Genomic DNA, 12592 nt, shown 5'->3' with positions numbered 1-12592 from the left:
TTGGCATAGATTTCTCGCATATTTCTCCCCAGGGTAAAATCGGCGCCCCGCCCCGAGCCACGAGATCGCTTCCGCTCCGGCCGTGACCCGGGACGGCGGAGACGGGACGCCTACAGGCGCGGCAGCCCGGCCAGCGCCGCGTCGATCCGGTCCCGGGGCAGCGCGAAGTCCTCCATCCGCCCGGACAGGTAGCGGTCGTAGGCGTTCAGATCGAAGTGCCCATGCCCGCACAGCGCGGTCAGCAGAACCTTCGGTTCACCGGTCTCCCCGCACCGCAGGGCCTCGGCGATGATCTCGGCCAGCGCGTGCGTCGGCTCGGGGGCCGGAACGATCCCCTCGGTCCTGGCGAAACGCAGCCCCGCCTCGAAACACTCGGTCTGTCCCTTGGCCACCGCCTCGAACATGCTCAGCTCGTACAGGTGCGACAGCAGCGGGGACATGCCGTGATAGCGCAGGCCGCCCGCGTGGATCGGGTCGGGCACGAAGTCGTGGCCGAGCGTGTGCATCTTCAGCAGCGGGGTGAAACCGGCGGCGTCGCCGAAGTCGTAGGCGTAGGTGCCCCGGGTGAGCGACGGGCAGGCCGCCGGCTCCACCGCCCGGATCACCGGATCCATCCGCCCGGCCAGCTTCTCCCGCATGAACGGGAAGGTCAGTCCGGCGAAATTGGAGCCGCCGCCCGCGCACCCCACGATCACGTCCGGGACCTCGCCGAACGCGGCCATCTGTTCGAGCGCCTCCTCGCCGATCACGGTCTGGTGCAGCAGCACGTGGTTCAGCACGCTGCCGAGCGCGTAACGGGTGTCCGGGGCCGACGCGGCCACCTCGACCGCCTCGCTGATCGCGATGCCGAGGCTGCCCGGTGAGCCGGGGTGCTCGGCCAGCACCCTCCGGCCCGCCTCGGTCAGCGGGGACGGACTCGCGTGCACGGTCCCGCCGTACACGCGCATCAGGCTCGCCCGGTGCGGTTTCTGATCGTAGGAGGCGCGGACCATCCAGATCTCGCACTCGATGTCGTACTGCGCGCACGCGAACGCCAGCGCCGAGCCCCACTGCCCGGCCCCGGTCTCCGTGGTCAGCCGTCGGACGCCCTGCCGCGCGTTGTAGTAGGCCTGCGGGACGGCGGTGTTGGGCTTGTGTGAGCCCGAGGGGGAACCACCCTCGTACTTGTAGTAGATCCTCGCCGGGGTTCCGAGCGCCCGCTCCAGCCTGCGGGCGCGGATCAGCGGGGTCGGCCGCCAGAGCCTGTAGACGTCGCGGACGTCCGCGGGGATCGCGACGGAGCGGTCGGCGGAGACCTCCTGCTCGATCAGCTCCGCCGGGAACAGCGGCGCGAGATCGTCCGGTCCGACCGGTCGCAGCGTGCCCGGATGGAGTGGCGGCGGCGGGGGGACGGGCAGGTCGGCCACGATGTTGTACCAGTTGCGCGGGATACGGGACTCGTCGAGCAGAACGCGGGTGGCTTCGTTCATGCCTGCCTCCATGGGACGGTTTCACCAAGTGTCGGCCCCGTCGCCGTCGGTGGTCCATCCCTCGGCCGGAGTGGGAGGGGCTGTCCGGGGGTTTGGAGGTGTCTCCTGGTCATCGGTGTCCGGGAGGCGGGGATGTGCGCTCAGACCACAGCCGAGGAGGATCGCCTCAGGCGGCGGCACATTCCCGAGCGGAGCACGCCGCCGGGCACGGCGCGGGCACGGCGCGGGCACGGTACGGGCACAAAAGATCGTGAAGCTCTGGCACACAGCAGAAGGCCAGGTCCTCCCGTATGGGCTGACCTGGCCTTTCGTCATCTGAGCGGACGACGGGAATCGAACCCGCGTAGCCAGTTTGGAAGACTGGGGCTCTACCATTGAGCTACGTCCGCACGAGCCGGTCTCAGTCTGGTCTAGACTTCATCCGTTCGTCAGGGCGTAATCGTACCGGAGTTCCGGAGCGTGCGCGCACCAGGCCGACGGGGTGTGGCGCAGCTTGGTAGCGCACCTGCTTTGGGAGCAGGGGGCCGCAGGTTCAAATCCTGTCACCCCGACACGAAGTGCGAGGCAGAGGCCGTTTCCGACCTTCGGAGGCGGCCGCTGACCATGGAGACGGCACGGGTGTCCCGATGTTCGGGGTCTCCGCCGGATGGCCGTCGCCGGCTCCCGGTGTCGAGGCCGCGGACCCGGCCGCCCCCCGGCGGCCCGCGCGCTCCGGGCGGAGGTGTCGCCTGGTGAATCGGGGCCGATATCGTGGTGTCGCCGAATTCAACCGGTCCCGTTTCGATAACAAAGGGCTTTGGTGAATACGGAGTTCGGGTGAGGGCCTTCCGGTGGGGAAACGAGCCCGCTCGCCGACGTGGGATGATGTGACCTGGGTCACGAGGGGCTGACAGGGGAAGTGGGGCGCTTTCTGACCGCCGCCGTGAGAATCGACGATTTCAACTGGAGCATGCCGCCTGAGCTGGTCGGATTTTCCTTCCGGTGGGTCCCCGGATCAGGCGAGGCCTTCTTCTGGGATACGGGGTCCACAGGTGTGAATCCTGTCACCCAGGCATGAAATACCAGGTAGAAGCCGTGTCTGAGTTTCGGGTGTGGTTTTACCCGTTTTCCGGGGGCGGGGAAAAGAGGGCCGGGTTGTGATGGACGGCGCGGCGCCCTTCCCGATCTCCTCGCGGGGCGGTGGCCCGGCCGTACGGCGCGGCTCGGGGGAGACCGCGGCGAGGGCCGCCAAGGGCGAGGGAGAGGTCGGGCAGGTGCGGAGGGAACGGGGGCCGTAGGTGTGCGCCCGGGAGGGTCAGGGGGTTCCGCTGAAGAGGGCCCAGACGGCTTTGCCGCCGCGGTTGAGGTGGTCCCAGCCCCAGCATTCGCTGTAGGTCTCCACGATGTGGAGGCCCCGCCCGTTCTCGGAGATGAAGTCCGGCTTCTTGGGGGTGGGGATCTCGTCGCTGGGGTCGGTCACCGCGAGAAGAACATGAGGAGACAGGCGCAGCAGGACCAGGGTGATCGGATTGGTCTCGATCTGGCTGGGCGGGCACAGCGCGTAGCGGACCGCGTTCGTGACCAGCTCCGAAACCACTAGCGCCGCGTCATCGCCCAGCTCCGGCAGACCCCAGCCGCTCAGCGTCGACCGGGTCACATCCCTGGCGGTCTTCACGGAGTCCGCCTGGCGGGGCAGGGGGCACGCGGTGGCCGCGGAATGATCGGCTGCGAGAAGTTCGTCGAAGCCGATTTCGCGAGTCGTCCGCAGGTAGCCGGCAGCCGATTGCGGCTCCTCCACCATCCTGCCGGTACCTCCCGCTGTCATCGTGAGTCTCCGTGCCAGTTGTGAGTTTTCAGAGCTTGTGCACCATAAGCCCAATATGCACTAGGCCATCATGGGTCACCGGAACGTCGGCTGCAAGACCCAAATGCACGTGCAGTTGCAATGTGCAGCCGCATGAGCGGTTGTGACGGGACATTGGCGAATCGGACACTGGGGTGAGACCTTGTCATGATGGCCGGAAGTGGTGACACTGTGTGCGCTGGCCCAAGTACAGAGGGAGGCGAAGTGGCGCAGATTCAACCGGGATCAGGTCCCACAGCTCTGCGTATCCTTTTGGGCTCCCAACTGCGTCGGCTCCGCGAGGCCAAAGGGCTGTCGCGGGAGGAGGCGGGTCACCTGATCAGGGGGTCCGAGTCCAAGATCAGCAGGATGGAGCTCGGACGGGTCGGCCTGCGGGAACGCGACGTCACGGACCTGCTCACCTTCTACGGAGTGAACGAGGAGCAGGCGCGTTCGGCGGTCATGGACCTCCTCCTGCGGGCGAACGAGCCAGGCTGGTGGCACCGGTTCAACGACCTGCTGCCCTCGTGGTTCCAGACCTACGTCGGACTGGAGGAGGCGGCGTCCCGCATCCGCACCTACGAGGTGCAGTTCGTGCCGGGCCTGCTTCAGACCAGGGAGTACGCCCGCTCGGTCATTACCGCGGGAAGCGCCGGGATCGCTCCAGAGGAGATCGCCCGCCGAGTGGACCTGCGGATGCAGCGTCAGCAGGTGCTCGAACGCGCCGACGGGCCGTTCTTCTGGGCGGTCATCGACGAGGCCGCGTTACGGCGCCCCATCGGGGGTCTGGAGGCGATGCGGGCCCAGCTGGAGCACCTGCTTGACCTCATGCGCCGCCCCAACGTCACAATTCAGATCATGCCCTTCAGCTTCGGCGGTCACAGCGCGGAGGGCGGTGCCTTCAGCGTGCTGCGCTTCCAGGATGAGGAGCTTCCCGACGTGGTCTACGTCGAGCAGCTCGCCAGCGCGCTCTACCTGGACAAACGCGAAGAAGTGGACCGCTACAGCGAGGTCATGGAACGGCTGTGCGCGGTCAGCACCACCCCGGGGGAGACAAGCGACATCCTGCGGCGAATCATCAAGGAGAACTGAACAAGCGCCGGTCGCTCCAAGGTACGGGTCTGCCCTAGACTGGCCAGCGGCGCTGGACACCCGCCACAGTGGAGCATGCCCTCATCTCGCATGTCTCGACGGCTGTGCCCGGTGCCGCTCATGTGGGCGCGGCGCGCGAGCTTGCCGCGGTGGCCGTACGACTTGACGCGCCCGCGATCACTCGAAGCTTGATCAAGGAGACCACCCCGTGAAGACCGCTGTCGAGGAGCTCAGCCCGACCCGGGTCAAGCTCACTGTCGAGGTGCCGTTCGAGGAGCTCGGCGAGAGCCTGCAGGCGGCGTACAAGAAGGTCGCGCAGCAGGTGCGTGTCCCCGGCTTCCGCCCTGGCAAGGTTCCGGCCCGGATCATCGAGCAGCGCTTCGGCCGCGCGGTGGTGCTGGAGGAGACCCTCAACGACGCGGTGCCCAAGCTGTACGGCCAGGCCGTCGACGAGAGCGACATCTTCCCGGTCAGCCAGCCGGACATCGAGGTCACCAAGGTCGAGGACGGCGAGCAGGTCGAGTTCACCGCCGAGGTGGACGTCCGCCCGAACTTCGACGTCCCCGACTACCAGGGCCTTGAGGTCACCGTCCCGGCCGCCCAGGTGTCTGAAGAGGACGTCGACGCCCAGCTGGACGGTCTGCGCCAGCGCTTCGCGACCCTGACCGGCGTCGAGCGTCCCGCCGCCAACGGCGACTACGTCGTCATGGACCTGGCCGCCGCCATCGACGGCGTGAACATCGAGGAGCAGCAGGCCAACGACGTCTCCTACGAGGTCGGCGCCGGCTCGGTGCTGCAGGGGCTGGACGACGCGCTGGTCGGCATGTCGGCCGGTGACGTCAAGGAGATCACCACCGGCCTGGTCGGCGGCGAGAACGCCGGCGAGGACGCCCTGGTCACCATCACCATCAAGAACGTCAAGGAGAAGGTCCTCCCCGAGCTCGACGACGAGTTCGCCCAGCTGGCCAGCGAGTTCGACACGCTTGACGAGCTCAAGGAGAGCATCCGCGAGCAGGCTCGCCGCAACAAGCTGGTCGAGCAGGTCGTCCAGGCCCGGGAGAACGCCCTGGACGCCCTCCTCGGCAAGATTGACATCCCGATCCCGGAGAGTGCGTTCAAGGCGGAGGTCGACAACCGCAAGCACAACCTTGAGCACCAGATCGCCGAGAGCGGCCTGAGCAAGGAGGCGTACTTCCGCCTCTACCAGACCACCGAGGAAGAGCGCTACGCCGAGTTCGACGAGAGCGCGGCCAAGGCGATCAAGACCGGCTTCGTGCTTGACAAGATCGTCAAGGCGGAGGAGATCGGTGTCAGCGAGCAGGAGCTGACCAACTTCGTGGTGCGCCGCGCCATGCAGATGAACGTCGCCCCGAACGCGCTCGCCCAGCACCTCGCCGACAACGACCAGCTCACGCTGGCCATGGTGGAGATCGTCAGGGACAAGGCCAAGAGCGTCCTGGGCGACGCGGCCAAGGTGACCGACGAGGCCGGCCAGGAAGTGGACCTCAAGGCCATCTACACCGAGATCAACGGCGAGGCGCCCGTCGAGGACGCCGCCGTGGAGTCTGGTGAGGAGTCCGCCGAGGAGTCGGCCCCGGAGGCCGCGAAGTAGGTCTCGCCGTACCGCACACGACGCCCCCACCGTGCCCGGCGCGGTGGGGGCGTTCCGCTTTCCGGCCGTAGCGTTCTCGCCCGACCCTCCACAGGGCCGCAGCGGGTCTTGGGCGGACGCTCCGGCCGGGGTTCCGCCGGGGGTCCGCTCCGGCCCTGTGGAGTCCTCGTGGCCGTCCGGGCACGCGGGTGTGGCGCCGTGCCCGGCCCGCCCCTGTGCGGCGGGGCCGTGCCCGGATCTGACCGAGGACCGACACGCCGGGCGAACCCGGGCGGGAACCGGACTCCGGAGACCGGGCGGAGGAGCCCGGGGCGCGGTGACGAGCATGCGCCGTCAGCGAACAGCACGTGGAGGGGGCATGTGCGGTAGGCGGCGCGCGTTAAGGTCACAAGCAAAGCCAATCGATTACGACGCATCGGAAGGTGACGCTGTGACCAGCCCGCCGACCTACCAGCCGACCGGTTCCGGACCCGAGTCGATGAGCCAGCCGAACGGCTCGTTCAGGCTCGAAGACCAGCTCTACCAGCGGCTGCTGCGTGAGCGCATCATCGTGCTGGGCACTCAGGTCAACGACGAGATCGCCAACCGAATCTGCGCCGAGCTGCTCCTGCTCGCCGCGGACGACTCCAACCGGGACATCTGGCTTTACATCAACTCGCCAGGCGGGTCCGTGACGGCCGGCATGGCGATTTACGACATGATGGAATACGTGCCCAACGATGTGTGCACGGTCGCGATGGGGTTGGCCGCCTCCATGGGGCAGTTCCTCCTGTGTGCCGGTGCGCCGGGCAAGCGTTACGCCCTGCCGCACGCCCGCATCATGATGCACCAGCCGTCCGGAGGCATCGGCGGTACCGCCGCCGACATCGCCATCCAGGCGGAGCAGATGCTCTACGTCAAGAAGACTCTTGCCGAGCGCATCGCCTTCCACACCGGCCAGAACCTGGATCAGATCGAGACCGATTCCGACCGGGATCGCTGGTTCACGGCCGAGGAGGCCAAGGACTACGGTTTCATCGATCAGGTCGTGCGCAGCGCTCGGCAGGTGCCCTCCGCGGGCGCCGTCTCCTGAAGGGGAAAAAGGTGAGTGAGTTGATCCGGCCGGGAGACATCAACGGCCGTTACGTTCTTCCCTCCTTCGTCGAGCGCACATCGTATGGCGTGAAGGAGATGAACCCGTACAACAAGCTGTTCGAGGATCGCATCATCTTCCTCGGCGTGCAGATCGACGACGCCTCGGCCAACGACGTCATGGCGCAGTTGCTGACGCTGGAGTCGCTCGATCCCGACCGCGACATCAGCATCTACATCAACTCGCCCGGCGGGTCGTTCACCGCCATGACGGCGATCTACGACACGATGCAGTTCGTCCGGCCGGAGATCCAGACGGTCTGTCTTGGCCAGGCGGCCTCGGCCGCGGCGATTCTGCTGGCCGGCGGCACGCCGGGCAAGCGGTTCGCCCTGCCGAACGCTCGCATGCTGATCCACCAGCCCTCCACCGAGGGCGGCGGCCAGGGAAGCGACATCGAGATCCAGGCGCGTGAGATCCTGCGGATGCGCGCGCTGCTGGAGACGATTCTGGCCAGGCACACCGGCAAGTCGCCCGCCGAGATCCGCAAGGACATCGAGCGTGACAAGATCCTTGAGGCCGAGGAGGCCAAGGCGTACGGGCTGGTGGACGACATCATCCCGTCCCGCAAGAAGCTGGCCAAGGCCATAGCCTCCTAACGTGGCGTATCGCACCGGAACGGTGCCCAATTGGGCACGTTCCGGTGCGACTCGCCGCTAGAGGGCTCACTGAGGGCTCAGAAGACGGTAACGTCGAAACCTGAGCGGGATGACTTTTCGCACCGGGTATCGGACCGGTCGGGAGAAACGGACCGCGGCAGCCAAGGCGGTCCCACGCAAAGGAGTATCTGGGGTGGCACGCATCGGCGACGGGGGAGACCTGCTGAAGTGCTCTTTCTGTGGAAAGAGCCAGAAGCAAGTCAAGAAGCTCATCGCCGGACCTGGCGTATACATCTGCGATGAGTGCATCGATCTCTGCAACGAGATCATCGAGGAGGAGCTCAGCGAGTCCTCCGAGCTCAAGTGGGACAGCCTGCCCAAGCCGAGGGAGATCTACGAGTTCCTCGATGCCTACGTCATCGGTCAGGACCAGGCGAAGAAGGCGCTCTCGGTGGCGGTCTACAACCACTACAAGCGGGTGCAGTCCGGCGAGCGCGGGCGTGACGACGGCATCGAGCTGTCCAAGTCCAACATCCTGCTCCTGGGCCCGACCGGCTCCGGCAAGACACTGCTCGCCCAGACGTTGGCGAAGATGCTGAACGTGCCGTTCGCCATCGCCGACGCCACCGCCCTGACTGAGGCGGGCTATGTGGGCGAGGACGTCGAGAACATACTGCTTAAGCTGATCCAGGCCGCTGACTACGATGTCAAGAAGGCCGAGACCGGCATCATCTACATCGACGAGGTCGACAAGATCGCTCGCAAGAGCGAGAACCCGTCGATCACCAGGGACGTCTCCGGCGAGGGTGTGCAACAGGCCCTGCTGAAGATACTGGAGGGCACCACGGCGAGCGTGCCGCCCCAGGGCGGACGTAAGCACCCCCACCAGGAGTTCATCCAGATCGACACCACCAACGTGCTGTTCATCTGCGGTGGTGCCTTCGCCGGCCTCGAAAAGATCATCGAGTCCCGGGTCGGCCGGAAGGGCATCGGCTTCAACGCCATCATCCGCTCCAAGGACGACATCGACTCCGCCGACATCTTCGGCGACGTCATGCCCGAGGACCTGCTGAAGTTCGGCATGATCCCCGAGTTCGTCGGCCGCCTGCCGATCATCACCAGCGTGCACAACCTCGACCGCGACGCGCTCATCCAGATCCTCACCGAGCCGCGCAACGCCCTGGTGAAGCAGTACCGCCGGCTGTTCGAGCTGGACAACGTCGAGCTGGAGTTCACCGACGACGCCCTGGAGGCCATCGCCGACCAGGCGATCCTGCGCGGTACCGGCGCCCGGGGCCTGCGCGCGATCCTGGAGGAGGTCCTGCTCTCGGTGATGTACGAAGTGCCCTCCCGTCAGGATGTGGCACGGGTCGTCATCACCCGCGAGTCGGTGCTGGAGCACGTCAATCCGACGCTCGTACCGCGTGACCAGCTCAACAAGCAGCAGCGTCCGCCGCGCGAGAAGTCCGCGTAGCGAATCGATCCGTACGGCGACGCCCCCGCGGGATCCCGCGGGGGCGTCGCCGTCTCCGGAGCCTGTCCCGAGGCTCGGGTGGCCCGGCACACCGGGCCCGCCGGCGGAAAGCCGGCGAGACGGAGAGGAAATGCCTCGACAAGTCGGGAGGTGCACCGGCACCTTGGAAGACTCGGGAGTCGGGAACATCGACTGCCAGGACATCCCTAGAATTGGACACCGTGACGATGCCAGAGCTGCCAACCCAGTACGCGCCCGCCGACGTGGAGACCCGGAGCTACGAGCGCTGGGTGTCGGAGGGATACTTCCACGCCGACCCGAGCAGCGAGCGTGAGCCGTACAGCATCGTCCTGCCCCCGCCGAACGTAACCGGTGTCCTGCACATCGGCCATGCCCTCGACCACTCCATCCAGGACGCGCTGACCCGCCGCGCCCGCATGCGCGGCCAGGAGACGCTCTGGCTGCCGGGCATGGACCACGCGGGCATCGCCACCCAGAACGTCGTCGAACGTGCGATCGCCAGAGACGGTCTCTCCCGGCACGACCTCGGCCGCGAAGCCTTCGCCGAGCGCGTGTGGCAGTGGAAGGAGGAGTCCGGCGGCCGGATCCTCGACCAGATGAGGAAGCTCGGCGACGGTGTCGACTGGTCGCGCGAGCGCTTCACCATGGACCCCGGGCTCTCCCGGGCCGTTCAGACGATCTTCAAGAGGCTCTTCGACGACGGGCTCATCTACCGCGCCGAGCGCATCATCAACTGGTGCCCGCGCTGCCTGACCGCACTGTCCGACATCGAGGTCGAGCACAGCGAGGACGAGGGCGAGCTCGTCTCGATCCGGTACGGCTCGGGTGAGGACGAGATCGTCGTCGCCACGACCCGGGCCGAGACCATGCTCGGTGACACCGCCGTGGCCGTGCACCCCGCCGACGAGCGCTACGCGCATCTGATCGGCAGGGAGGTGGAGCTCCCGCTCACCGGCCGCCGCATCCCGGTCGTGGCCGACGAGCACGTCGATCCCGCCTTCGGCACCGGCGCGGTCAAGGTCACCCCGGCGCACGACCCGAACGACTTCGAGATCGGCCGCCGCCACTCCCTGCCCTCTCTCAGCGTCATGGACGAGCGCGGTGTGATCACCGCGCACGGCCCGTTTCAGGGACTCGACCGTTTCGAGGCGAGGCCCGCGGTGGTGGCCGCGTTGCGTCAGGAGGGGCGGATCGTCGCGGAGAAGCGGCCCTATCTCCACTCGGTCGGTCACTGCTCGCGCTGCAAGACCGTGGTCGAGCCCCGGCTCTCGCTCCAGTGGTTCGTCAACGTCTCGCCCCTGGCGAAGGCCGCCGGAGACGCGGTCCGCGACGGCCGGACGAGGATTCACCCGCCGGAGCTGGCCAAGCGTTACTTCGACTGGGTCGACGACATGCACGACTGGTGCATCTCGCGGCAGCTGTGGTGGGGTCACCGGATCCCGGTCTGGTACGGCCCGGCGGGCGAGGTCGTCTGCGTCGGCCCCGACGACGAGCCTCCCGCCGGTTACGTTCAGGACCCCGACGTCCTCGACACCTGGTTCTCCTCCGGCCTGTGGCCGTTCTCGACCTTGGGCTGGCCGGAGGAGACGCCGGAGCTGGCCAAGTTCTATCCGACCTCCGTCCTGGTCACCGGCTACGACATCCTGTTCTTCTGGGTGGCCCGGATGATGATGTTCGGCATCTACGCGATGGACGGCCGGCCCCCGTTCCAGACCGTGGCGCTGCACGGCATGGTCCGCGACCAGTACGGCAAGAAGATGTCCAAGTCGTTCGGCAACGTGGTGGACCCGCTCGACTGGATCGAGCGCTTCGGCGCCGACGCCACCCGCTTCACGCTTCTGCGCGGTGCCAACCCCGGCTCCGATGTGGCGATCAGCGAGGAGTGGGCCGGAGGCTCCCGGAACTTCTGCAACAAGATCTGGAACGCCACCCGCTTCGCGCTGATGAACGGCGCCGCGGTCGGTGAGCTGCCGGTGGCGGAGCTGACCGCGGCCGACCGGTGGATCCTCTCCCGCCTTCAGGAGGTCGTCACGTCGGTGGACGCGGCCTTCGAGGAGTTCGAGTTCGCCAAGATCTCCGATCTCCTCTACCACTTCGCGTGGGACGAGGTCTGCGACTGGTACGTGGAGCTGGCCAAGATCCAGATCGCTTCGGGGCAGGAGCACACCCGCCTCGTGCTGGGCCACGTCCTGGATGCGCTGCTCCGGTTGCTCCACCCGTTGGTGCCGTTCGTCACCGAGGAACTCTGGCGGGCCCTCACCGGAGGGGCGTCGATCGTGGTCGCTCCCTGGCCGACGGCCCAGGAATCGTTCCGTGACACCTCGGCGGAGGAGGAGGTCCTGGCTCTCCAGGGACTGGTCACCGAGGTCCGCAGGTTCCGCTCCGACCAGGGGCTCAAGCCCGGCCAGCGGGTCGCCGCGCGACTGTCACTCGCCGGTACGATCCTCGCCCCGCACGAGGGGGCGATCCGATCGCTGCTCCGGCTCGATCAGCCGGCGGAGTCGTTCGCCGCCACCGCCCGCCTCGATGTGGGCGGGACCGTCGTGGAGATCGACACCGCGGGGACGATCGATGTGGCCGCCGAGCGCAAGCGTCTGGAGAAGGACCTTGCCGTCGCGCGGAAGGAGGCCGCCCAGGTGGCGGCCAAGCTCGGCAACGAGCAGTTCATGTCGAAGGCGCCCGACGACGTGGTGGTCAAGGTGCGGGCCCGTGCAGCCCAGGCCGAGCAGGACATCGCCCGGCTGACCGCTCAGCTCGCCGCGCTACCGGCCGGCTAGGTGTTCGAGCCCCAGGCTTGATCACGGGCCCGGAGTCCAGGGACTCCGGGCCCGTGTGTTTGGGGGCAGCTGACCCAGGGAAGACCTAGTTGTTACCGGCAAGTGGGTCATGACAGCCCGAGCGGGCTGCTAGAGTTCTTTAAGCGGGACGAGATCCCGCACTCCCCTCCAAAAGATCACTGAAGGTTTGGGTCAGTCCGCGCGACTGGACAGGGCCTGGATGTCAGAGTAAGTTGGAAGGGTTGCTCCGGAGACGGGGTGATGGGAATTCTAGTGGGTTTGCCGGGTTTGGGTGTGCTGTTGCGGATGTGACGGTTTGACGCGAATCTGGCGCTCCTGGTAGGATGATGATACGGAAGTGTGCGCCCCGGGCGCCGTTCCACTCTTGCGGGTGGGGGCGGAGGGTCCGGTGAACGTGTCCGTTTCTTGAGAACTCAACAGTGTGTTAAAAGCCAGTGCATGATGCACAACCCCGCCCCTGTCCGCGCCGTTTGTGGTGTGGGGGGGAGGGATTCCTTTGGTTGACGCACCCGGTCCTGTGTGGACGGGTGTTTTCAGCCGGGGTGAACTTTTTCAGACATTGTTTGGAGAGTTTGA

At 67.1% G+C, this 12592-nt stretch carries 9 protein-coding genes and 2 tRNA genes; 8 read left to right on the top strand and 3 right to left on the bottom strand.

Translation table 11 applies throughout. From position 1 onward, the window contains the following. Positions 1 to 110: 110 nt before the first annotated feature. Together ABZ194_RS22140 and ABZ194_RS22135 are read right to left on the bottom strand one after the other, a co-directional pair. Positions 111 to 1469: a TrpB-like pyridoxal phosphate-dependent enzyme gene (locus ABZ194_RS22140; RefSeq protein WP_355598885.1), complete on the bottom strand. Its 1359-nt coding sequence runs from the start codon at positions 1467 to 1469 to the stop codon at positions 111 to 113. Between the two features lie 318 nt (positions 1470 to 1787). Then, positions 1788 to 1858 (bottom strand) — tRNA-Gly (locus tag ABZ194_RS22135). An 88-nt stretch (positions 1859 to 1946) separates the two neighbouring features. Here ABZ194_RS22135 and ABZ194_RS22130 point away from each other — a divergent pair. Together ABZ194_RS22130 and ABZ194_RS22125 are read left to right on the top strand one after the other, a co-directional pair. Further along, a tRNA-Pro gene (locus tag ABZ194_RS22130) sits at positions 1947 to 2020 on the top strand. A gap of 588 nt (positions 2021 to 2608) precedes the next feature. After that, the gene (locus ABZ194_RS22125) at positions 2609 to 2746 is read left to right on the top strand and encodes a hypothetical protein (protein WP_355598884.1); all 138 of its coding nucleotides are present in this window, start codon (positions 2609 to 2611) and stop codon (positions 2744 to 2746) included. Positions 2747 to 2763: 17 nt separating this feature from the next. Here ABZ194_RS22125 and ABZ194_RS22120 read toward each other — a convergent pair whose 3' ends face one another. Next, positions 2764 to 3273, bottom strand: a complete 510-nt coding sequence (locus ABZ194_RS22120) for an ATP-binding protein (RefSeq protein ID WP_355598883.1) — start codon at positions 3271 to 3273, stop codon at positions 2764 to 2766. A 243-nt stretch (positions 3274 to 3516) separates the two neighbouring features. Between ABZ194_RS22120 and ABZ194_RS22115 the strand changes: the two genes are divergently transcribed. The 6 genes from ABZ194_RS22115 to ABZ194_RS22090 all read left to right on the top strand — a co-directional run bounded on the left by ABZ194_RS22115 (position 3517) and on the right by ABZ194_RS22090 (position 11995). Next, positions 3517 to 4383: a helix-turn-helix transcriptional regulator gene (locus tag ABZ194_RS22115; RefSeq protein WP_355598882.1), complete on the top strand. Its 867-nt coding sequence runs from the start codon at positions 3517 to 3519 to the stop codon at positions 4381 to 4383. A 208-nt stretch (positions 4384 to 4591) separates the two neighbouring features. After that, a complete protein-coding gene (gene tig, locus ABZ194_RS22110; RefSeq protein WP_355598881.1) occupies positions 4592 to 5995 on the top strand; it encodes a trigger factor in 1404 nt (467 codons plus the stop codon). Between the two features lie 478 nt (positions 5996 to 6473). Further along, positions 6474 to 7067 (top strand): ATP-dependent Clp protease proteolytic subunit, encoded by a 594-nt coding sequence (locus tag ABZ194_RS22105; RefSeq protein WP_355598938.1) that lies wholly within the window; start codon positions 6474 to 6476, stop codon positions 7065 to 7067. A gap of 11 nt (positions 7068 to 7078) precedes the next feature. Next, positions 7079 to 7723 (top strand): ATP-dependent Clp protease proteolytic subunit, encoded by a 645-nt coding sequence (locus ABZ194_RS22100; protein ID WP_355598880.1) that lies wholly within the window; start codon positions 7079 to 7081, stop codon positions 7721 to 7723. Between the two features lie 193 nt (positions 7724 to 7916). Next, positions 7917 to 9197, top strand: a complete 1281-nt coding sequence (gene clpX / locus ABZ194_RS22095) for an ATP-dependent Clp protease ATP-binding subunit ClpX (RefSeq protein ID WP_355598879.1) — start codon at positions 7917 to 7919, stop codon at positions 9195 to 9197. A 227-nt stretch (positions 9198 to 9424) separates the two neighbouring features. Next, the gene (locus tag ABZ194_RS22090; protein WP_355598937.1) at positions 9425 to 11995 is read left to right on the top strand and encodes a valine--tRNA ligase; all 2571 of its coding nucleotides are present in this window, start codon (positions 9425 to 9427) and stop codon (positions 11993 to 11995) included. Positions 11996 to 12592 lie beyond the last annotated feature (597 nt).

It is taken from the genome of Streptosporangium sp. NPDC006007, from assembly GCF_040614315.1.
Taxonomy (GTDB): Bacteria; Actinomycetota; Actinomycetes; order Streptosporangiales; family Streptosporangiaceae; genus Streptosporangium.
The sequence above is the reverse complement of the archived record's forward strand: the minus strand, read 5'-3'. Positions and strand labels throughout refer to the sequence as shown.

Coding starts and splice junctions, on each gene's coding strand:
- ABZ194_RS22140 (WP_355598885.1), bottom strand. CDS start 1,469: ATGAACGAAGCCACCCGCGTTCTGCTCGACGAGTCCCGTATCCCGCGC.
- ABZ194_RS22125 (WP_355598884.1), top strand. CDS start 2,609: ATGGACGGCGCGGCGCCCTTCCCGATCTCCTCGCGGGGCGGTGGCCCG.
- ABZ194_RS22120 (WP_355598883.1), bottom strand. CDS start 3,273: ATGACAGCGGGAGGTACCGGCAGGATGGTGGAGGAGCCGCAATCGGCT.
- ABZ194_RS22105 (WP_355598938.1), top strand. CDS start 6,474: ATGAGCCAGCCGAACGGCTCGTTCAGGCTCGAAGACCAGCTCTACCAG.
- ABZ194_RS22090 (WP_355598937.1), top strand. CDS start 9,425: ATGCCAGAGCTGCCAACCCAGTACGCGCCCGCCGACGTGGAGACCCGG.